This window comes from Rhodoferax sp. ZS1R25 (genome assembly GCF_056521335.1).
The window spans coordinates 922,204-943,643 of record NZ_JBWMAZ010000002.1; the positions used below are offsets into that span (position 1 = coordinate 922,204).

Sequence of the window (21,440 nt, forward strand, 5' to 3'; positions counted from 1 at the left end):
CCCCGTCTTGGCCCACTTACTGCTGCTCGGCATCGTCTACGTCTCGTTCATCAGCCTGGGCCTGCCCGACGGCATTCTGGGCGTGGCCTGGCCCGCCATTCGCGCCGACATGGGCCAGCCGTTGGCAGCGGTAGGTTTCATCACCATCGCCATGACGGCGTGCTCGGCCACCTCCAGCTTCTTCGCGGGGGCCATCGTCAAGCGCATCGGTACCGGCGCCGTGGTGGCTACCAGCTGCCTGATGACGGCGCTGGCACTGCTGGGCTTTTCCATTGCGCCGTCGTTCATCTGGCTCGTGCTGCTAGCCATTCCCCTGGGCCTGGGTGCCGGCGCAGTGGACGCCAGCCTGAACCACTTTGTGGCAGCCCACTACTCCTCGCGCCACATGAACTGGCTGCACGGCTTTTGGGGCGTAGGCGCTACCACCGGCCCCTACATCATGAGCCTGGCGCTGGCCAGCACCGCGGGCTGGGTGATAGGCACGCGCGCCATTGGCTTTATCCAGCTGGCGCTGGCCGTGGTGCTGTGGCTCACGCTGTCGCTGTGGTCCAAGGAACACTCCAAGCCACCCGCCGAAGACGGTGAACACGGCAAGCCCAGCAGCTTCAAGCCGCTGCGCACCGGCGCACTGTGGCTGGCACCACTGTGCTTTCTGTTCTACGTGGCGGCCGAGATGGGCACCGGCCTGTGGGCCGCCAGTATTCTGGTGGGCAGCCGCGGCGTGTCGCCGGTGACGGCGGGCGTGTGGGTATCGGTGTACTTTGGCTCCATCACCGCGGGCCGCTTTGGCGTGGGCCTGGTGGCCAACCGCCTGGGCAACCGCAAGCTGATCCGCCTGGGCATTGCCGTGGCCACCGTGGGTGCACTGATTTTCGCGTCCTACGACCTGCTAGGCGCCGCATCGCTGGGCGGGCTGGTACTCATGGGTCTGGGCTGTGCGCCGGTGTTCCCGTCCATGATGCACGAGACTGCACGCCGCTTTCCCGACGAGGTGGCCCGCACCGTGATTGGCCGCCAGATGACGTTTTCCTACATCGGCGGCTCGGTGGTCCCCGCCGCTTTTGGCCTGCTGGCCACCTGGGCCGGCCTGGGCGCCGTGATGCCCGTGGTCGTGGTACTGCTGATCGCCATGCTGGCCCTGACCGCCACCCTGGATCGTTTGACCTGAGCCTCACTAAAATCCTGCCATGACCAGCACCACGCCCCAGCGCCCTGTGCGCAGCCAGTACGAAGATTTCATGCGCCACGTGTACACCACGGGCGTGCACAAGGCCGACCGCACCGGCACCGGCACCAAAAGCGTGTTCGGCTACCAGATGCGCTTTGACCTGAACGAAGGTTTCCCGCTGGTCACCACCAAGAAGGTGCACCTGCGCTCCATCATTCAGGAGCTGCTGTGGTTCCTGACTGGGTCCAGCGACAACAATTGGCTCAAAGAACGCGGCGTCAGCATCTGGGACGAATGGGCCAACCCCGAGACGGGCGACCTGGGCCCGGTGTATGGCGTGCAATGGCGCAGCTGGCCCACGCCGGATGGTGGCCATATCGACCAGATTGCCGATGTCATCAAAACACTCAAGACCAACCCCGACAGCCGCCGCATCATCGTGAGCGCCTGGAACGTGGCCGAACTCAACAAGATGGCGCTGATGCCCTGCCATGCATTTTTCCAGTTCTATGTGGCACCTGCCGAGACCGAGGGTGGCAAGTGCCGCCTGAGCTGCCAGCTGTACCAGCGCAGCGCCGACATTTTCCTGGGTGTTCCCTTCAACATCGCCAGCTATGCGCTGCTGACCCATATGGTGGCGCAGCAATGCGATCTGGACGTGGGCGACTTCATCTGGACCGGTGGCGACTGCCATATCTACAGCAACCACCACGAACAGGTGGAGCTGCAACTGAGCCGCGCACCGATGGCCTATCCCACGCTGCACATCAAGCGTCGGCCCGACTCCATCCTGGACTACCAGTTTGAGGACTTTGAGGTGCTGGGCTACGAAAGCCACGCTGCCATCAAAGCACCGGTGGCGGTTTGAATATGGCGAACACCAGCGCAGCAGGCCCGCGCCTGCACCTCATCTATGCGCGTGCGGCCAATGGCGTCATTGGCGTGAACGGCACCCTGCCCTGGCATTTGCCCGAAGACCTGGCGCATTTCAAGCGCACCACGCTGGGCTGCCCCGTCATCATGGGACGCAAGACTTGGGATTCGTTGCCACCCAAGTTTCGTCCACTGCCGGGTCGCACCAACATTGTGGTCACGCGGCAAGCAGATTGGCATGAAAACGGCGCCCAGCCCGCGCGAGACCTGCGCGAGGCGCTACAACTTTGTGAGCAATCGCCTGATGTCTGGGTGATAGGCGGCGCGCAGCTGTATGCGCTGACGGAGCCGCTGGCCACCACCGCGGTGGTGACCGAGATTGAAAAAGACTTTGAAGGCGATGCCTTCGCCCCCACCCTGGGACCTGCGTGGCGGGAAACCACGCGCGAACACCATGTGGCGGCCAGCGGCCTGCCGTTCAGCTTTGTAACTTACACACGTATTTAGGAGATTGACCGATGTCAGGTGATGGTTTTCACGTCCACGGCCCCCACGACCACGAGCTGGAGCACGCCACCCAGGGCGGCCACGGCGCCCATGGTGAGGGGGGCCATGGCAAGGCGGGCGGCATGATCAACCAGATCGCCATGTTCACGGCCATCATCGCCACCGTGGGCGCCATCTTTTCCTACATGGGAGGGGCAACCCAGGCCAATGCGGGGCTGTACAAAAACAACGCCGCGCTGAAGAAGACCGAGGCCTCCAACCAGTGGAATTTCTTCCAGGCCAAGAGCACCAAGCAGTCGCTGGCCGAACTGGCGATGAACCTGTCGCCCGAAGCCGGCAAAGCCGCCTACCAAGGCAAGGTGGAGCGCTACGAGAAAGAAAAAGGGGAGATCAAGTTGGTCGCCGAAAAGCTCGAAGCCGAAGCTACCGAGTGGGACCACCAAAGCGATGAGCAGATGCATTTGCACCACCGCTGGGCCCAGGCTACCACGGTGCTGCAAGTGGCCATTGCACTCGCAGCGATTGCACTGTTGACCAAGAAGAAATGGCTGGAGTACGCCATGTTCGGCGTAGGCTCCCTAGGCGTGTTGGTGGGCGCGCTGGCGGCACTGCACATCTGAGTGCAGCGGCGCCTTGCGCGCGCCGTGCAAATTTACTTCTTGCCCATTTCGTGGCCGATAACGCCACCAGCCGCAGCACCGGCCGCGGTGCCCAAAGCACCACCGCCCACAACAGCACCGGCCACGCCACCAATCACCGCGCCGGTGGCGGTGCTCTTCTCACGGTTGGTCATGCCCGCGCAGCCAGTGAGGCTCAGCAGGGCGACAGCAAGGATGGTGCTCGACAAGGTTGCAGATAGATGTTTCATGGTGTGATCCTCTTTGAATCGACATCGGCGATGTCTGATGCCTGCAGTATCGAAAATGCCGACCCATCTCGCTAGCGGACGACGCCGCTACTATTTGTAGGACTGGTCTGACACCAAATAGAGCCTCCCGCCCATGGAAAACGCGGACGGATACGTGCACACTAGCTACTAACCGCTGAGAACCTTCGCCTCCTTCCATGCCCGTACTCAAGACATTTCTTGTCGAAGACAGTCCCGTGATCCAGCAAAGCTTGGTCGCCACGCTGGAAGAGCTGACACCCGTCAAGGTCATCGGCATGGCAGAAGACGAGTGGCATGCCACGCAATGGCTCACCGAACCGGCGAACGCAGTGCAATTGGTGATCGTGGATATTTTCCTCAAGCGCGGGTCGGGGCTTGGGGTTCTGAAAGTGGCGCCGCAACTGGGCCCGGGGTGCGCGATGGTGGTTTTGAGCAACTACGCCACCAAGGACATTCGCTCCAAATGTCTGGCCATGGGGGCCCGGCGGGTGTTTGACAAATCGACCGAAATCGATGCATTGATCCAGTACTGCAGCGAGCTCGCCGAGGGGACAAACCCCAGCGGCTACGCTGCCCTGGGTGTATGACCCCGCTACTGGATAAGCCCGTTCTTCAAACCATAGTAGGTCAGGTCGCTGTTGGACTCCAGTCCCATTTTCTCCATCACGCGGGTGCGGTAGGTGCTCACCGTTTTCATGCTCAGCGACATGCTGGTGGCAATGTGGCTCACCGTCTCACCACGGGCCAGACGCAGAAAGACCTGCATCTCGCGCTCGGACAATTGTTCGTGCGCTGGCTTATCACCGCCCTCGCCCAGCCCTTCGGCCAGCAACTCGGCCACACCGGGGGTAATGTACTTGCGCCCACGGTGCACGGTGCGGATGGCCTTGATGATGTCGGCGGGGTCGCAGTCCTTGTTCAGGTAGCCACTGGCACCATGGCGCAGCATGGTGGTGGCGTAATGGATCTCTGCAAAACCGCTCAGAATCAGCACGGGCAGGTCCGGTGCGCGCGCCTTGATCGCCGCCAGCGCATCAATGCCGCTGTGGTCGGGCATGGAAATGTCCATCACCATCACGTCCACCTCACCCTGGCGCACCACGTCCAGCGCCTCGCGCCCATTGGTCGCCTCGGCAATCACGCAAAAATCTTCCTGTTCAGCAAAGAACTGTCGAAGTCCGGCACGGACCATGGCATGGTCATCCACAATGGCAATTCGGATCATAGGATGGAACGGAATTTCATGCTGCATGATCCCATACTTTACAGAATATCCTCCACATGAAGGCCCTCGCCATCATCCAACGCCACCCCGTGGTACTCGCCATGGCCTGCGCCGCCGCAGCCGCGATGGTCTTTGTCAGCGAGGGCTCGTACTCGCAGTCCACCGCCACGCTGGAGAGCCTGACCGCCATGGGCGCGGCGCGCACCCAGATCCAGATGCTGGAACGCAGCATGCTGGACGCCGAGACCGGCCAGCGCGGCTACCTCCTGACGCACCGCAAGGAATACCTGCAGCCCTACGAGAAGGCCTTGGTGCGCATCGACGAGGCCTACCGCCAGCTGGACGCCTACTACGGCGCAGACACCGAGTCCCGCGATTTGCTCAAACGCCTGCGCGAGCTGATCGATACCAAACTATCGGAACTGGCGCTGACGCTGGAGCTGGATGAGAAAGGCAATGGCAAGGCGGGCACGGAAATCCTGCTGACCGACATTGGCCGGGAAAAAATGGACGCGATACGCACCGTCAGCGCAGAGCTGCTGGCCTACCAGACGCAGACGGTGACCGCGCGCAGGGCCGAGCTGTTCCGCACCCTGATGCTGGGCCGCATTGGCGTCGCCTTGCTGAGTGCGCTGAGCTTCATGGGGCTGATTTTTTACTTGCGCCAATCGCTGGCGCTGAAACTGCAGCAGATGGAACTGCAGCGCGTGGTACAGCTGGAACGTGACCGCCTGGAAGTGGAGGTGATGCAGCGCACCACCGAGCTGACGAGGTTGGCGCAGCACCTGCAGACCGCGCGCGAAGACGAACGCCAACGCCTGGCACGTGACCTGCACGACGACCTGGGCTCCCTGCTGACCTCGGCCAAACTGGATGCGGCACGCATTCGCTCCCGCCTGTCGCAGGCTCCCCCCGAAACCCTGGAGTTGCTGGCCCATCTGGTGGGCACGCTGAACAGTGGCATTGCACTGGGGCGGCGCATCATTGAAGACCTGCGCCCTTCTTCGTTGAGCAACCTGGGCCTGGTGGCTGCGCTGGACATTCTGGTGCGTGAGTACGCCGACCATTCAGGGGTGCAGGTGCATTGCGACCTGGAGCCCGTGAACCTGCGCATCTCGGCCGAACTCATGGTTTACCGACTGGTGCAAGAGGCCATCACCAACATCACCAAGTACGCCCACGCCAGCCATGTGTGGGTGAGCTTGGTGACCAAAGATGGCATGGTGGAAATCACCGTGCGCGATGACGGCGTTGGCTTCGACACCAGCAACAAGCCGACCTCGGCCCACGGGCTGGTCGGCATGCATTTTCGGGTAGAGGCCGAAGGCGGCACCTTGCGACTGGTCTCTGCGCCAGGCCAGGGCACGCGCATCCAGGCACGCATCCCCGAGGCGGGCCCCACGTCCGCTTAGCGCGTCTCCAGGGGCTGTAAGCGCAGTCCTACACATTGTCACGACTTTTCCCGACACGCAGACGGCAAGCTGCCCTATCGCCTTTGCGCTCCTGGCGAGCCACACTGGACCCATCGCATTCACACCCGTTTGCGCCAATGTGTAACCGGCCGAGAACCCTGTTCTTGTCCCTCTCTAGGAGCTCAACATGCTGCACTACGCCGTCGTCTTCTTTGTCATTGCCCTGATTGCCGCCGTGTTCGGTTTTGGTGGTATCGCCGCCAGTGCGGTTGGCATCGCCAAGATCCTTTTCATAGTCTTCCTGATCCTGGCGGTGGCCAGTTTTCTGTTCGGCCTGATCAAGGGGATTTGAGTGTTGCATCCCCTGCTTCTGTTGCTGTCCAGCCGGACCCAGTTGCTGGTGGAGCACGCGGAAGGCTATGCCGCCTTGGTCGCTGCCGAAGCCGCTGCAGCCTCCACCATCTGGAAGCGCAACGCCCTGCTGAACGCAGTGGCCTTGTGCACCTTCGGAACAGCAGCAGTGCTGGCAGGGGTAGCCCTGATGCTCTGGGCCACGGTGCCGCCCGAAAATATCCAGGCGCCTTGGGCGCTTTGGGTGGCCCCCTTGCTGCCGGCCATCGTGGCATTGGGTTGCACTCTGCTCGCACGGGTATCGTCCGCCCCGGCGGCCTTTAGCCAGCTGCGCCAGCAACTGAAGGCCGACATCGCCCTGCTGGCCGAGGTGAGCCAATCATGAGCACCAACGCCATCACGGCAGCCGCTGTCCGGTTGACCCTGTCACGCACACATTTGCGCCAGGCACTGCATACGCACACCGATACCGCACCGGCCGCTTGGCTATGGGGCCAGCACGCAGCACCCGAATGGATGGCGCGGCTGAAGGAATCGCCCGAGGTACAAGCCCTATGGGAAAAGGCCAAAACGCAGTTTCAAATCCACCCGCTGGGTTGGACCGTGGGCGTCGTGCTCGCCGCGGGTCTGTTGGCCTGGAGTCGCCCATGGCGCTGGATATTTCAACCCGCTGTGGTGGCCAGTCTGCTGCCCTTCTTGGTTAGAAACCTGAGCGCCCAGGCACCCTCGCCGCCGCCCTAGCACCGTTTCCGCCCACTGGCAGTGGGGCCCGTCACTGCCCTCGTTTTACACCCACCCTTTTTTTAACTGGAGATTCACCATGAACTTACGTACCACCCTCGCGATTGTCTTTACCTCTTTGGCGCTGCTGTTCACCGCAGGTTGCGCCGTCACCCGCGGTCAGGAAACGGTTGGCGCCTATGTGGATGACACCGCGATCACCACCTCCGTCAAGAGCCGCTTCGTCGAAAACAAGACCGTGGACGCCGCTGCCATCAGCGTAGAGACGCTGAACGGCACCGTGATGCTGTCGGGCTTTGCCAAGAACACCAGCGAGAAGCTGACCGCTGAAACCATTGCCCGCGGCGTCAAAGGCGTCAAGGCCGTGAAGAACGAAATCGCCATTCGCCCCTGAGCGTTGGCCCCACCATCTTCTGCAACCAACCTCCAAGGAGTCACTTATGAACTGGGATCGCATTCAAGGTAACTGGAAACAAGCCACTGGCAAAGCCAAGGAACAGTGGGGCAAATTGACCGACGATGACCTCGATGTCATCGCTGGCCGACGCGACCAACTGGCTGGAAAAATCCAGGAACGCTATGGCGTCGCCAAGGATGAGGCCGAGAAGCAATTGGCCGCCTGGGAACGCACGGCTACCGACGCTTGGTTTACCGATAAATCCTAAGCCGGGACAGCTCTGCCCAGAGCCCCGCACTCTGCCCGGAGTGCGGGGCTTTTTAGCCTTATGTCAACGACAGGCAACTGCGTATGGATCATTCAGATCAAGTGGTGCAGAATGATCCGGTCACATGTCAGGAACGGTGGGACTCTTTGCATACACGCTCCAGCTTCGAAGCCAAAGTGCTTGCGGCCTTCACGTCCGCCGTGGTGGTGGTTTGCGTGCTGTGGGTCGCCACCTGGAAGCTGTCGGGCGACACGACCGAAGCGCTGCGCTTGGTGGGACATACCCACGAGGTCATCAGCACCCTGGCCCATATCCGCGGCGACACGCTGCAGGTCGAGGTCAGCACCCAGAACTTTCGCGTAACCGGCGACCCGGCCTTCCTGACCGAGCGCGACGCCACGATGGCCCTGCGCGAAGCCAGCCTGGTAAGGTTGCAGCGGCTCACTGCCGACAACTCCAGCCAGCAAGAGCGCTGGGGCCAGCTGCGCGAAGTGCTGGACCAGCGCATGGCAATTTCCAAACGTGTGGAATGGCTGCGCAAGACCCAGGGCCAGGAAGCCGCCAACGCCTTCATCGCCATCTCTCCACTAAAAGAAACCCGCGAACGCACCTACCGGTTGATCAGCGGCATGGAGGAGGCAGAGAATCTGCTGCTGCAAGACCGTAGCGTGGCGCAGCAGCGTACGCAGCGGTTCATGCTGGCCGCGGGCATCACAGTGTCTTTGCTGCTGTTGGGCCTGTTGGCGGGCAGCTATGTCTTGATCAAGCGCCAGCTGCGCGACACCGAGGCCAGCCACCGTGCATTGGCCGCGAGTGAGGAAAGCCTGGCCATCACGCTGCACTCCATTGGCGATGCGGTGCTGGCCACCGACACGCGCGGGAACATCACGCGCATGAACCCTGTGGCCGAACGCCTGACGGGTTGGACGCAGGCCGAAGCGCTGGGCCACCCGGTGGACGAGGTGTTCCAGATCGTCAACGAACTCACACGCCTGCCTGCACAAATTCCCGTGACCCAGGTGATTGCAAGCGGTGAAGTGCAGGTGCTGGCCAACCACACGGCACTGATTTCCCGCGATGGCCGGGAGTGCCCGATTGCGGATAGCGCAGCCCCCATCCGCGACAGTGAGGGCCAGTTGGTCGGGGTGGTACTGGTGTTCCGCGACGAGACTGTGGCCCGGCTGGCCCAGCACGCGGTGCGTGAACACAGCGCGCTGCTGGAGCAGCGGGTACAGGAACGCACCGCCCAACTGCGCGAGAGCGAAGACCATCTGCGCAGCGTGATCAACAACGTCCCCGCCCTGATCGCGTTTGTGGACGCTCAGCAGCGCTACGTCTATGTCAACCAGCAGTACCACCAGCGCTTCGCCCCCGAGCGTGCCGATCTCAGTGGCTGCACGGTGCGCGAGATTTTGGGTGAAACGCGCTATGCCATTACGGCGCCGCTGATCACCAAAGTGCTGCAAGGCGAACCACAGAACTACGACTGGCAACCTTTTCCCGGTGTGTGGCAACTCATCAACTACATGCCCAAACGGGATGCGCAAAACCGGGTGGCGGGCTACTACGTGATGGGCTCCGACATCACGGAGCGCAAGCAGGCGGAAGAAAAAATCCAAGGTCTGAACGCCGAATTGGAACAACGCGTGCATGAACTGGAAAGCGCCAGCCGCGCCCTGCGGACCCTGAGCGCGGGCAACCGCACCATGTTGCGTGCCACAGAAGAACAGGGCTTGCTGGACGGCATGTGCAGTGCCATTGTCGAAACCGGCGGCTACCCCATGGCGGTGGTCTGGTACGCGCAACCGCAGGATCCAGGGGCGCCGCTGCAAGCCATGGCCCAGAGTGGCTACCCCGCTGGCCTGGAAGGGCTGCGCCTGCACAAGGGTGCCCGGATCGACCATGGCCAGGACCGTGGCGTGGTGGTCACAGCCCTGCGCACCGGCCAAACGCATGTAGAGCAGGATCTGCGCAGCGAAGCAGGCGCCGTGCCCTGGCAGGCTGGCCTACACGGCCATGCACATGCGGTGGCTTGTCCGCTGCGGGTGGCCGATGTGGTGGTGGGGGTTCTGGTGATCTACGGATCTGAACTGCCGCCGTTTGGTCAGGACGAAATCACCCTGCTCACCGAATCGGCCGATGACCTGGCCTTCGGCATTGCCAACCTGCGCGCGCACGTGGAACAACAGAAGGTACAGGCCTCCATGCAGCGCCTGACGCGCTATGACGCGCTCACGGGGCTGCCCAACGAGACCCACTTCACCGAACTGCTGGTGGCAGCGATCGAGACCGCGACCCGGCGGCGCGAACCGTTTGCCATGTTCCAGGCCAACATCGAGCGACTCAGCGAGATCAACGATGCGCTGGGCTTCAGCCGGGGCGATCAGATGCTGCAGGAGTTTGGTGCGCGCATTAGCTCTGTTGCATCCCCGTCCGCCAAGGTGGCCCGTCTGCGGGGTGACGAATTTGCCATCCTCCTGCCAGGGTGCGACGTCAGCGCCGCGCTGGCCATGGTGCGGCGCCTGGAAGATGCGCTCGCGCGACCTTTTGCGATCGCCGACATTGCGCTGCATGTATCCGCACGCATTGGTGTCAGCCTGTTCCCCGCGCACGGCACCACGCCCCACGACCTGTACCGGCACATGGACATTGCGGTCCACCAAGCCAAGAAAAAGGGCGTGCGCCATGTTGTGTACGACCCCAGCCTGAACCACAACCAGTCGCACCACCTGAACATGGCCGGCGAGCTGCAGCGGGCCATTGAAGCAGGCGACCTGATGCTCTACGTGCAACCCAAAGTAGAGATCAATACCCGCCGGGTGTGTGGTGTCGAAGGACTGGTGCGCTGGCGCCATGCCGAGCGCGGGATCATTCCCCCCGGCGAATTCATTGGCCTGGCCGAGCATACGGGACTGATCAAACCATTGACCGAATGGGTGATCGAAACCGGCGTACGCCTGATCCAGGCCTGGCAACAACAAGGCAACGCCCTGCCCTTCGCAATCAACCTATCCGCCCGCAACCTGCGCGACGAGAGCCTGCTGGACAAGATTCGCCAGTGGCAAACCCAATGGGGCACGGCGGCCGGGTTGTTGGAAATGGAGATCACCGAGAGCGCGGTGATGGAAGACGCCGAGCTGGCGCTGCGCGTGCTGCACGGGCTGCGCCTGGAGAGCATCACGCTGTATCTGGATGACTTTGGCACCGGCTATTCGTCATTGAGCTACCTGCAAAAGTTGCCGGTGTCCTACATCAAGATTGACCAGTCGTTTGTGGGCGACATGTCGCTGAACAACGACTCGGCCGTGATCGTGCGCTCCACCATCGACCTGGCCCACGACCTGGGCCACAAGACCGTGGCTGAAGGCGTGGAAACCCAAGCGCAATGGGACCAGCTGGCAGCGTTTGGCTGTGACATCGCCCAGGGCTATTTCATCGCCCGCCCCATGCCGGCCGAAGATTTTCCGGCCTGGCTGGCGAACTATCGGGCGCAGGGCTGACCCAAAGCGGGGGAGCCCCGGAATTGGGGTGCCAGTTGCCGTAGACTTGCCGCTTTCGGCCGTATGGCCTCCTCCATGCAGATCGCCTTAGGCGGCCCCACCACCATGAAACTTGCCACCTGGAATGTGAACTCTTTGGGCGTGCGCCTGCCTCAGGTGCTGGACTGGCTGGCTGCCAACCCGGTGGACGTGTTAGCCCTGCAAGAGCTCAAACTGACGGATGACAAATTCCCCGCAGACGCCTTCACGGCAGCGGGCTACAGCGCGCAGTGGTTTGGCCAGAAGACTTACAACGGCGTGGCCCTGCTCACGCGCAGCCCGGTCACCGATGTGGTCAAGAACATCCCGGGGTTTGAGGACGACATGGCGCGTGTCATCACCGGCACGGTCAACGGCGTGCGCGTGATCGGTGCGTACTTCCCCAATGGCCAGGAGCCCGGCAGCGACAAGTTTGAGTACAAAATGGAATGGCTGACGGCGCTGCGCCGCTGGGTCAAGGAGGAGCTGACCCAGCACCCGCAGTTGGTGATCATGGGGGACTACAACATCACCTTTGACGACGACGATGTGTGGGACCCCGTGGCCCTGTATGAAACCATCCATTGCACCGAGGAGGAACGCTACCACCTGCGCGCACTGGTCGCACTGGGTCTCACCGACAGCCACCGTCTGTTCGCGCAACCGCCCAAAAGCTTTAGCTGGTGGGACTACCGCGACGCCGGCTTTCGCCGCAACCGCGGGCTGCGCATCGACCACATCCTGGTCAGCAGCGCGCTCAAACCGCTGGTGAAAGCTTGCGCCATCGACAAGGTGCCACGCAAGAATGAGCGCCCCAGCGACCACGCCCCGGTGGTGGTGGATATCGCGCTGGACTGAGATGCCGGATTGACATGCAAAAGGCCCGCACGCAGCGGGCCTTTTGCTATCATTTAAGGAGCTACCAGCACATATTCCACGCGGGCTAGCGGCCTGAAACGCACTCAAACTACTCGAGACCCAACTCCTGGATCTTGCGCGTGATCGTGTTGCGGCCAATACCCAGCTTCTGGGCGGCTTCAATCCGGCGGCCTTTGGTATTGGCCAGAGCCGCAAGAATCAGGCGCGACTCAAAGCGGCGCGTCAGCGTGTCCCACACATCGGCCTGGCCGGACCCGAGCAGGGCCACCGCCTCGGTCTCCAGCTCGGCTTCCCAGCCTTGCAGCGGGCCATGGACGGCCGCCGCACGGGCCAGCACGTGGGACAGGTCTTGTTCAGGCTCTGCGGCCAAGGCTGCGCCCGCAGACGCATGCAGCACCTGCGGTTCTTTGCCGGGCAACTCGGACAACGACGTCAGCACGGGCGCCGCAGCCACAGCAGGCACGCCCGAACCCTCACGGCCCATGCTCACCTCGGGCGGCAGGTCCTTGCGTTCGATCACCTGGGCCGGTGCCATCACCGTCAGCCAATGGCAGATGTTCTCCAGCTGGCGCACGTTACCAGGGAAGCCAAAGCCCTCCAGCCACGCCAGTGCGGGGTCGGAAATGCGCTTGGGCTCCACACCCAGCTGTTTGGCGCTTTGCTGCAGAAAGTGGCGCGTCAGCATGGACACGTCTTCCTTGCGCTCACGCAGGGCCGGCAGGCGCAGGCGAATCACGTTGAGGCGGTGGAACAAGTCCTCGCGGAACACGCCGTCCTTGACGCGCTGCTCCAGGTCCTGGTGGGTGGCGGCAATCACGCGCACATTCGATTTGACGGCACTGTGTCCACCCACGCGGTAGAAGTGCCCGTCGCTCAAGACGCGGAGCAAGCGCGTTTGCAGCTCGAATGGCATGTCGCCAATTTCATCGAGGAACAGCGTGCCGCCGTCGGCCTGCTCAAAGCGGCCGCGGCGCATGGTTTGCGCGCCGGTAAAGGCGCCACGCTCATGGCCGAAGAGTTCGCTCTCCAGCAGGTCTTTGGGAATGGCTGCAGTGTTGATGGCCACAAAGGGGCCATCGGCGCGCGGCGAATGTTTGTGCAGCGCACGCGCCACCAGCTCTTTTCCCGAACCCGATTCGCCGGTGATCATCACCGTCACATTGCTCTGGCTCAGGCGGCCAATGGCGCGGAATACGTCCTGCATGGCGGGCGCCTGGCCCAGCATTTCAGGCGACTCAGCCATGCGCTCTTCGGCCACTTCTTCGCGCTGGCTTTCTTCCACTGCACGGCGGATCAGCTCCACCGCCTTGGGGAGGTCAAAGGGCTTGGGCAGGTATTCAAACGCGCCGCCCTGGAAGGCGCTCACCGCGCTGTCCAAATCCGAGAACGCCGTCATGATGATGACGGGCAGCCCGGGGTGTTTGGCCTTGACCTTGTCCAGCAGATCCAGCCCGGAACCGCCTGGCATGCGGATGTCGCTCACCAGAATTTGCGGGCCTTCATCGTCCGCGGCTGTGGCCAGGGCACTCAGTACATCGCGTGGATTGGAAAAGCTGCGTGTGGGCAAATGCTCACGCAGCAGCGCCTTCTCCAGCACGAAGCGGATGGACTGGTCATCATCTACGATCCAAATCGGCTTCATGTTGTGGCGCACCCTTGTGTTTTTGTGTTTACGGTAACGGAATCAGGATTCTGAAATCCGTTCGGCCTGGCACGCTATCGACTTCAATCAGACCGTGGTGTTGTTGAACAAAGGTTTGCGCCAATGTCAGCCCCAGCCCCGAACCGCCCTCTCTGCCCGACACCAGCGGGTAAAAAATGCGGTCTCTGATCGAATCTGGCACGCCAGGTCCGTTGTCGATGACATGCAATTCCAATGCCAACCGATACCGCTGCTTACCGAACGTTACTTGGCGGGTCACACGGGTGCGAAATGTGAGGTTGGCATCACCCGCAGCAATGCGCTCTGCGAGCGCCTGGCAAGCGTTGTGGGCAATGTTCAGCACGGTCTGAATCAGTTGCTCCCGGTCGCCACGAAACTCGGGAATGGAGGTGTCGTAATCACGGACCACGCGCAGCCCCTTGGGGAACTCGGCCATGATGAGTGAGCGCACGCGCTCGCACACTTCGTGGATGTTCACGTCGCCCACCAGGTGCGGCCTGCGGTGCGGAGCCAGCAGCCGATCCACCAGGCTTTGCAGGCGGTCGGCCTCGTGGATGATGACCTGGGTGTACTCGGTCAGCTCGGGCGACTCCATTTCCATTTCCAGCAACTGCGCCGCGCCACGAATGCCACCCAGCGGGTTCTTGATCTCATGCGCCAGGTTACGGATCAGTTCTTTGTTGGTCTGGGCCTGCTCGGCCAAGCGCTCTTCGCGGTCCTGGCGGGTTTGCTGTTCCAGCGGCACCATCTCGATGATGATTTCGTCGGAAAACTCCGTGCGCGTGACGATCACGTGGACCGGCATGGGGTCTAGTGCCGCGCGCTTGAGCCACGCGTCGTAACGAAGTGCCGCAAAAGCGTTTTCGGCAGCGCCTTCCAGCGCACTTTGCAAGGCGGCAGGCTCGGTGAAGATGTCGGCGAAGCTGGAGCCCACAATGGTTCTGCGTGAAGTTCCCAAGGCATCCTCCAGCGCCGCATTGGAGAACTGCACGGAGGCATCGGCATAGACCACGGCCACCAAAGTAGCCAGCAGGTCAAACGACTGAAAACGCTCGGGGATGGGGTCGGTGCGGGTCACAGGCATTGGGGGTAGTCAAATACGGCGCAGCCCGCAGGGCCACACAACAGCGCGCCGCTACTTGGCGGACGACACCGACGGAGATGCTGCGGCAGGCACGCGTCCCAACTCCCGGCGGATACCGGCAATGTCACTCTCATTGCGGGCGATGGCGGCCTTGAGTTCGGCCACGCGGTCCAGGTACTTCTGGTGGTTGCGGGTCTCGGGGCCCAACTTTTCGGGCTCACCGTTGTTGTACTCCTTGACCAGTTCGATCTGACGCGCCTCGGCCTTCTTGAGTTCGGCCTCCAGAATCAGGCGCGCATCCGAATCCTTGGCGCGCTGGTCGGGTGAGTCCACGCGTGATCCACTCTGGCTGGCGGACGCGACTTTGGTCCCCGGCTTTTGCGCTTGCACCACCGTGACATTGCCACCGGAAATCAGCTTGCAGTTTTTCGCCTGGGCCTCGGACACGGTGTTGGTGTACTCGTTGCCACAACGGTAGATGCGCTCCTGTGCGAATGCGCCGGAGAGCGAGCCAAGAGCTATCAAAGAAATCAAAAAATGGGTGTTCATGCTGTGTCCGCGCTAACAGGGTGCCTGGCGGTGGATTCAGTATGCGCCAAAAAGTGCCTAAAAACAAAAACCGCCACAGTATCCCTGCCAATTGGACATGAATCTGTAGTGGGTTGTTTGCAAAAAAAAGGACGGCTTACGCCGTCCTTTTTCAGGAAACCACTGCCACAGGGGCAGCGGAAATCACAGGGAATAGTACATGTCGTATTCGACAGGGTGTACCGACATGCGGAAGCGGTTGACTTCCTGCATCTTCAACTCGATGTAAGCATCGAGCATGGAGTCGGTAAACACGCCACCCTTGGTCAGGAAGCCGCGGTCCTTATCCAGGTGCTCCAACGCTTGGTCCAGGCTGTGGCACACGGTTGGTACCTTCGCATCTTCCTCGGGAGGCAGATGGTACAGATCCTTCGTTGCAGCTTCGCCGGGGTGGATCTTGTTTTCCACGCCGTCCAGACCTGCCATCAACAGGGCAGAGAAGCCCAGGTAAGGGTTCATCAATGGATCTGGGAAGCGGGCTTCCACGCGACGGCCCTTGGGGTTCGCCACAAACGGAATGCGGATCGATGCGGAACGGTTCTTGGCGGAGTACGCCAGCTTGACCGGAGCTTCGAAGTGAGGAACCAGGCGCTTGTAGCTGTTGGTGCCAGGGTTGGTGATGGCGTTCAGGGCACGTGCGTGCTTGATGATGCCGCCGATGTAGTACAGCGCGAAGTCAGACAGACCTGCATAGCCGTCGCCGGCGAACAGGTTCTTGCCGTCTTTCCACACGGACTGGTGCACGTGCATGCCGGAACCGTTGTCACCGTGGTAAGGCTTGGGCATGAAGGTGGCGGTCTTGCCGTAGGCGTTGGCCACGTTGTGCACCACATACTTTTGCAGCATGGTCCAGTCAGCGCGTTCCACCAGGGTGGAGAAGCGGGTACCGATTTCGTTCTGGCCAGCGCCCGCCACTTCGTGGTGGAACACTTCGACGGGAATGCCCAGAGATTCGAGGATCAGGGACATCTCGGCGCGCATGTCTTGTGTGCTGTCGACAGGAGGCACAGGGAAGTAGCCGCCCTTGACGGTGGGACGGTGGCCGCGGTTGCCGCCTTCGAGCTTGGAACCGGTGTTCCAGGGAGCTTCGTACTCGTCGATTTCGTAGAACGTGTTGTTGGGGTCAGTGCTCCAGCGAACGCCATCAAAGATGAAAAATTCTGGCTCGGGACCGAAGTAAGCCGTGTCGCCGATGCCGGAAGCCTTCAGGTAGGCTTCAGCGCGCTTGGCGATGGAACGGGGATCGCGATCGTAGGACTTGCCGTCAGCAGGCTCCACCACATCACAGTTCATGATGATGGTGGTTTCTTCAAAGAAGGGGTCGATGTTGGCCGTATTGGGATCGGGCATCAACAACATGTCGGAAGCTTCGATGCCCTTCCAGCCGGCGATGGAAGAACCGTCGAATGCGTGGCCGGAGGTGAACTTGTCTTCGTCGAAATGCGAGACAGGCACCGTGGTGTGCTGCTGCTTACCGCGGGTATCGGTGAAACGGAAGTCAACAAATTTGACTTCGTTCTCTTTCACCATCTTCATCACGTCTGCGACGGTCTTGGCCATCAAATACTCCTGTTGCACGGTTGTAAAAAAGAATTGCCCCGTCTTCAATGCAGCTTTTGTGCCAAAAACCGCTGGCCGGGCAATTTAGAGAAACCGCCGTATTCTGCCTTGAGAAACCGGCGTTTTAGGGGGGCGCACCGCAAAGATGCGTCCATGTAACTGCCACCGACACCGTCATTGCACCAATATGGTGCAATTCATTTATGCACCGGTGTTGTGCAAATTCAGCTTCGCACCAATTCCGGGCCTAACGCCATATGCAGGGCTTTCAGACCTTCCAGCAGGCCCGCATACGCCAGCTCTACCGCAGCTGGTTCGCCCTTGACGCCCAGCTCGATGTGGCGCCCCCACTCCGGGTGGTCTACGCTGGGCAAGCTGAACACCTTGACCGCATGGCGCCGTTCCAGTGCCTCCATCAGCGGGGTCAGGGCCGACTCCATGGCACCAAAAACGACCACAGAACGTTCCAGCCAACCATGCCGGCGGTGCAAATGGGCGTACTGCTGGTCCAGCACCCAGGCGAGCATGGGCCAAGCCATCACCGGAAACCCGGGCACGAAGTGCACGCTCCCGGACTGGGTGCCCACGCAGCTAAAACCGGGAATCTTGTTGTACGGGTTGGGAATGATGGCCGCGCCCCGGGGGAACATGCCCATGTTCAGGCGGTGCACGTTATCAGCCCGGTCAGGCTCGTAGGGCAGGCCCTGCTCCATGGCCACGTCCTGCATGCGCTCGCGGATCAGTTGCTCGGCTTCCGGGTGCAACTCCAGCGGCACGCCCAAGGCCCGCGCCGCGCACTGGCGCGTGTGGTCGTCCGGCGTGGCACCGATGCCGCCAAACGAAAACACCACATCGCCCGAGGCAAACGCGCGCTGCAGCGTCTGGGTGATGCGTTCGGGGTCATCACCCACATAGTCGGCATAGGCCAACTGCAGGCCCCGTTCGCCCAACAGCTCAATGGCTTTGGACAGGTGCTTGTCGGTGCGCTTGCCCGACAAGATCTCGTCTCCGATGATGACTAGGCCAACGTTCATGCAAGCTCCAGAGGATTCACGGGCAATTCAGGTGCCGGGGGTGTGGGTGGCGCAGGCGGCACGGGCGGCAACTGGGCGCGCTCCCAGCGCAGCTGCTGTAGCGCCGCCAGGCAGTAGTGGGCGAACCACAGCGAGGCAAACGCGAACACCAGCGTGTACAGCCAGATAGAAATGGGGATCAGGAACGGCGCCATCGCCACAGCCACAAAGCCCACCGACCAGATCAGGCTGGGGGCGGCGCCCAGGTAACCGGCAAACACCCCCATGCCCAGCAGCCACCAGCGGTGGCGCTGGAACAGGGTGTGGCGCTCTTCTGCCGTGGCGTGGTCAGCCAGCGCATCAAACGCCATCACACGGTAGGTCAGCCAGCCCCAGATCAGCGGCGGGAGGATCAGCACCAGCGGCGGCACAAACCACAGCGGCGCAGACAGCACCATGGCCGACAAGGCCAGCACCGTGGAGCCCAGTGCCCAGACAATGCTGAAAGCGTACGAAGCGCCGCCCGTGCGCTCCAGCTGCGCAAAGCGGCGCCGGGTCACCAGGCGCACCATCAGCGGCGTCATCAGCATCGCGACCAACAACAGGCAAGCCATCACGATCAAGGGCGTGGCCACTGCAATCACGATGAGCGGCACCAGCACGGTCTTGAGCTTGCCCGCGCCCGCTGATTCCAGCCACGCCCACAGGCTGTTGAGCAAGTCTGATGACTCCAGCAGGTTCTGCACGGCGGCCAACGCTGCGTCCATGAAAAAGTAGCCCAGCCCCGCAATCAGCCCGACCATCAGCACCAGCGGCAGCAGCGATAGGCCAATCACCCGCGGGTGCAGGCAGTACGCTACCGACCGCCAAAACGCATCGAGCATCGCGTTCATGGCCCTAGCCCGCCGCCTGCACGGCCATGAGTTCTTCGGCACTCAGCCAGCGCCACTGGCCGGGCGCCAGGTCGGCCGGCAAGGCCATGCCACCGATCTTGGAGCGGTGCAGCCCCTCCACCCGGTTGCTGACCGCGGCGACCATGCGCTTGACCTGGTGGTACTTGCCTTCGGTCAGCGTCAGTCGCAGGTGGAACTCACCCACCGCCTCGCAGGCCGCGGCGCGTACCGGCGCCGGGTCATCGTCCAGCACCACACCGGCCAGCAGCTTGCTGACTTGCTTGTCGTCCAGCGGGTGCTTCACCGTTACGTCATACACCTTGGGCACGTGGTGGCGCGGCGAGCTCATCTTGTGGATGAACTTGCCGTCATCGGTGAGCAGCAGCATGCCCGTGGTGTCCTGGTCCAACCGGCCCACCGCCTGCACGCCCTGCACGGCTGCTTTTTGTGGGCGCGTGCGCAATGGGGACGGCAGCAGCGTGTAGATGCTTGGGTAGGTCGATGGCTTTTGCGAGCACTCGGTCCCGGCGGGCTTGTGGAGCACGATGTAGGCCTTCTCGAAGTACTGCCACTCCACGCCCTGCACCTTGAAGCGCAGCCCTTCTGCTACGAATTCAGTAGCTGCTTGCGCAATGACCACGGGGGCTAGCGGCTCATTGGGCATATAAACCTGCACCAGACCTTGCTGGATCAAACCGGCGCACACGCGGCGCGTGCCAAAGCCCTGCGAATAGAGTATTTCCTGAAGCTGCATGGACCGTAGTATCGCAGCCACAATCCGATTTAAACTTTGCCCACCCACCTCTTAGCGAGCAACCGACACATGTCTGATGATCTGGTGTTTAGTGACGAGCAAGCAGAACCCATCGCCCGCAAGGGATTGCCGGCATGGCAGGTTCTGGTGGTGGACGACGAACCCGCGGTGCACGAAGTCACCAAGCTGGTGATGTCAGACTTTGAGATGGACGGCCGCCGGCTGGAGTTCACCCACTGCTACAGCGCCGCCGAAGCCCGCGCCGTGCTGGCTACGCGCAGCGACATCGCGCTGATCCTGCTGGATGTGGTGATGGAATCCGAGCACGCCGGGCTGGAGCTGGCCCGCCACATCCGCGAGGAGCTGGGCAACCTGAATGTGCGCATCATCCTGCGCACCGGCCAACCTGGGCAGGCGCCCGAAGAACAGGTGATCCGCGACTACGACATCAACGACTACAAGGAAAAAACCGACCTTACGCGGCGCAAACTGATAACCGTCTTTTACGCTGGCCTGCGCGCCTACCGCGACCTGATGCGCATCGAGCACGCCCGCCTGGGCCTGCGCCGTTCCATCGAGGCCATTACCCAGGTCTGTGATTCACGCAACCTGCGTGGCTTTGCCTCGGCCGTGCTGGAGCAGGTGAATTTTCTGCTGGACCTCAACGGCGAAGGCCTGTGCGCCAGCCGCGTATCGGCCTACACTGCCAACTCCACCGAAGGGCAGCTCAAGGTGCTGGCGGCCACCGAGGCCTATTCGCGGCTGATGGTGGATGAAGAGGTGAGTAACCTGCCGCGCGGCGTTCAGGACGCCATCACCCGCGCACTGCGCGAAAAAACCAGTCACCATGGCGAGCGGCACTACGCGGGCTACTTCAAGACCAAGGCCGGCAGCGAGAGCCTGATCTACATGGAGTTCGAGGAGCCCATCAACGACCAGGCACGCGAGCTGCTGGAGCTTTTCTCGCGCAATGTGGCCATCACCTACGACGGGCTGCTGCTGCGCGAGGACAACCAGGCCGTGCAGCGCTCCACCATCACCTTGCTCAGCGGGGCCATCGAGCGGCGCTGCAATGAATCGTCGCTACACCCCCAACGCGTGGGCGATTTGGCGGCCCTGCTGGCCGGCAAGCTGGGCGCCAGCGACCACGAAGTGGAGCTGATGCGGGTGGCCGCCACCCTGCATGACGTGGGCAAGGTCTGCATTCCCGACCACATCCTCACCAAACCTGGCCCGCTGGATGCGCAGGAATGGGAAACCATGAAAACCCATGCCAGCGAGGGCCATGCCCTGCTGTCGCGTTCACGCTCCCGCGTGCATGTGCTGGCGGCGCAAATCGCCCACGAGCACCATGAACATTGGGACGGCACGGGTTACCCGCAGGGCCTCAGGGCCGATGCCATCAGCCTGCCCGGCCGCATCGCCGCGGTGGCCGATGTGCTGGATTCGCTGGCCAGCGCCAGTTGCTACAAGAAGGCTTGGCCCCTGGCCGAGGCGCTGGCCTACCTGAATACCGAGTCCGGCCGGCACTTTGACCCCAATCTGGTGGTACTGGTAAACGCGCACCGCGCCGATGTCGAGAATATTTACAAAAACTGACCAAATCGCAAAAGCACTGTAAACTTTTACCCAAACACAGAGCCACAAAGAGGGCTTA

At 62.0% G+C, this 21,440-nt stretch carries 23 protein-coding genes; 14 read left to right on the forward strand and 9 right to left on the reverse strand.

What is annotated here, in order from left to right:
- Nucleotides 1-7 precede the first annotated feature (7 nt).
- The 4 genes from AC097R_RS15110 (at nt 8) to AC097R_RS15125 (ending at nt 3,168) form a co-directional block, all read left to right on the forward strand.
- Nucleotides 8-1,168, forward strand: coding sequence for an MFS transporter (locus tag AC097R_RS15110; RefSeq protein ID WP_479598951.1), 1,161 nt, complete (start codon nt 8-10; stop codon nt 1,166-1,168).
- Between the two features lie 19 nt (nt 1,169-1,187).
- Nucleotides 1,188-2,036: a thymidylate synthase gene (locus AC097R_RS15115; protein ID WP_479598952.1), complete on the forward strand. Its 849-nt coding sequence runs from the start codon at nt 1,188-1,190 to the stop codon at nt 2,034-2,036.
- Between the two features lie 2 nt (nt 2,037-2,038).
- Complete coding sequence (locus tag AC097R_RS15120) at nt 2,039-2,548, forward strand: dihydrofolate reductase (protein ID WP_479598953.1); 510 nt, start codon at nt 2,039-2,041, stop codon at nt 2,546-2,548.
- Between the two features lie 122 nt (nt 2,549-2,670).
- Nucleotides 2,671-3,168 carry a DUF4337 domain-containing protein gene (locus AC097R_RS15125; RefSeq protein WP_479598954.1) on the forward strand — a complete coding sequence of 166 codons (498 nt, stop codon included), beginning with the start codon at nt 2,671-2,673 and terminating at the stop codon, nt 3,166-3,168.
- A gap of 32 nt (nt 3,169-3,200) precedes the next feature.
- Here the strand turns inward: AC097R_RS15125 and AC097R_RS15130 are convergent, their stop codons facing one another.
- Nucleotides 3,201-3,416: a glycine zipper 2TM domain-containing protein gene (locus AC097R_RS15130; protein WP_479598955.1), complete on the reverse strand. Its 216-nt coding sequence runs from the start codon at nt 3,414-3,416 to the stop codon at nt 3,201-3,203.
- Between the two features lie 197 nt (nt 3,417-3,613).
- Between AC097R_RS15130 and AC097R_RS15135 the strand changes: the two genes are divergently transcribed.
- On the forward strand, nt 3,614-4,024 hold the full coding sequence (locus AC097R_RS15135) for a response regulator (protein ID WP_479598956.1): 411 nt from the start codon (nt 3,614-3,616) through the stop codon (nt 4,022-4,024).
- Nucleotides 4,025-4,029: 5 nt separating this feature from the next.
- Here the strand turns inward: AC097R_RS15135 and AC097R_RS15140 are convergent, their stop codons facing one another.
- Nucleotides 4,030-4,662, reverse strand: coding sequence for a response regulator (locus AC097R_RS15140; protein WP_479598957.1), 633 nt, complete (start codon nt 4,660-4,662; stop codon nt 4,030-4,032).
- Nucleotides 4,663-4,718: 56 nt separating this feature from the next.
- Here AC097R_RS15140 and AC097R_RS15145 point away from each other — a divergent pair, with 56 nt between their 5' ends.
- From AC097R_RS15145 to AC097R_RS15180, 8 genes are all read left to right on the forward strand, one after another.
- The gene (locus tag AC097R_RS15145) at nt 4,719-6,074 is read left to right on the forward strand and encodes a CHASE3 domain-containing protein (protein ID WP_479598958.1); all 1,356 of its coding nucleotides are present in this window, start codon (nt 4,719-4,721) and stop codon (nt 6,072-6,074) included.
- A gap of 187 nt (nt 6,075-6,261) precedes the next feature.
- A complete protein-coding gene (locus AC097R_RS15150) occupies nt 6,262-6,426 on the forward strand; it encodes a DUF1328 domain-containing protein (protein ID WP_310342125.1) in 165 nt (54 codons plus the stop codon).
- Nucleotides 6,427-6,429: 3 nt separating this feature from the next.
- Entirely contained in the window at nt 6,430-6,810 is a 381-nt protein-coding gene (locus AC097R_RS15155; protein WP_479598959.1) for a hypothetical protein, read from the forward strand.
- On the forward strand, nt 6,807-7,166 hold the full coding sequence (locus AC097R_RS15160) for a hypothetical protein (RefSeq protein ID WP_479598960.1): 360 nt from the start codon (nt 6,807-6,809) through the stop codon (nt 7,164-7,166). Before AC097R_RS15155 ends, AC097R_RS15160 begins: the two co-directional genes overlap by 4 nt.
- 79 nt (nt 7,167-7,245) lie before the next feature.
- Nucleotides 7,246-7,560 (forward strand): BON domain-containing protein, encoded by a 315-nt coding sequence (locus tag AC097R_RS15165; RefSeq protein WP_479598961.1) that lies wholly within the window; start codon nt 7,246-7,248, stop codon nt 7,558-7,560.
- Nucleotides 7,561-7,606: 46 nt separating this feature from the next.
- The gene (locus tag AC097R_RS15170; protein WP_479598962.1) at nt 7,607-7,831 is read left to right on the forward strand and encodes a CsbD family protein; all 225 of its coding nucleotides are present in this window, start codon (nt 7,607-7,609) and stop codon (nt 7,829-7,831) included.
- A gap of 146 nt (nt 7,832-7,977) precedes the next feature.
- Entirely contained in the window at nt 7,978-11,331 is a 3,354-nt protein-coding gene (locus AC097R_RS15175) for an EAL domain-containing protein (RefSeq protein WP_479598963.1), read from the forward strand.
- 105 nt (nt 11,332-11,436) lie between these two features.
- The gene (locus AC097R_RS15180) at nt 11,437-12,207 is read left to right on the forward strand and encodes an exodeoxyribonuclease III (RefSeq protein WP_479598964.1); all 771 of its coding nucleotides are present in this window, start codon (nt 11,437-11,439) and stop codon (nt 12,205-12,207) included.
- Nucleotides 12,208-12,316: 109 nt separating this feature from the next.
- Here the strand turns inward: AC097R_RS15180 and ntrC are convergent, their stop codons facing one another.
- The 7 genes from ntrC to AC097R_RS15215 form a co-directional block, all read right to left on the reverse strand.
- Nucleotides 12,317-13,870, reverse strand: a complete 1,554-nt coding sequence (gene ntrC, locus AC097R_RS15185) for a nitrogen regulation protein NR(I) (RefSeq protein ID WP_479598965.1) — start codon at nt 13,868-13,870, stop codon at nt 12,317-12,319.
- Between the two features lie 28 nt (nt 13,871-13,898).
- Nucleotides 13,899-14,975, reverse strand: a complete 1,077-nt coding sequence (gene glnL, locus AC097R_RS15190; RefSeq protein ID WP_479598966.1) for a nitrogen regulation protein NR(II) — start codon at nt 14,973-14,975, stop codon at nt 13,899-13,901.
- 51 nt (nt 14,976-15,026) lie between these two features.
- Entirely contained in the window at nt 15,027-15,524 is a 498-nt protein-coding gene (locus tag AC097R_RS15195; protein WP_479598967.1) for a hypothetical protein, read from the reverse strand.
- 183 nt (nt 15,525-15,707) lie between these two features.
- Entirely contained in the window at nt 15,708-17,123 is a 1,416-nt protein-coding gene (gene glnA / locus AC097R_RS15200; protein ID WP_479598968.1) for a type I glutamate--ammonia ligase, read from the reverse strand.
- A gap of 224 nt (nt 17,124-17,347) precedes the next feature.
- Nucleotides 17,348-18,157 (reverse strand): competence/damage-inducible protein A, encoded by an 810-nt coding sequence (locus AC097R_RS15205; RefSeq protein ID WP_479598969.1) that lies wholly within the window; start codon nt 18,155-18,157, stop codon nt 17,348-17,350.
- Entirely contained in the window at nt 18,154-19,029 is an 876-nt protein-coding gene (locus tag AC097R_RS15210; protein WP_479598970.1) for an EI24 domain-containing protein, read from the reverse strand. Before AC097R_RS15210 ends, AC097R_RS15205 begins: the two co-directional genes overlap by 4 nt.
- Before the next feature lie 4 nt (nt 19,030-19,033).
- The gene (locus tag AC097R_RS15215; RefSeq protein WP_479598971.1) at nt 19,034-19,783 is read right to left on the reverse strand and encodes a 16S rRNA pseudouridine(516) synthase; all 750 of its coding nucleotides are present in this window, start codon (nt 19,781-19,783) and stop codon (nt 19,034-19,036) included.
- A gap of 69 nt (nt 19,784-19,852) precedes the next feature.
- Between AC097R_RS15215 and AC097R_RS15220 the strand changes: the two genes are divergently transcribed.
- Nucleotides 19,853-21,382: a DUF3369 domain-containing protein gene (locus tag AC097R_RS15220; RefSeq protein ID WP_479598972.1), complete on the forward strand. Its 1,530-nt coding sequence runs from the start codon at nt 19,853-19,855 to the stop codon at nt 21,380-21,382.
- Nucleotides 21,383-21,440 lie beyond the last annotated feature (58 nt).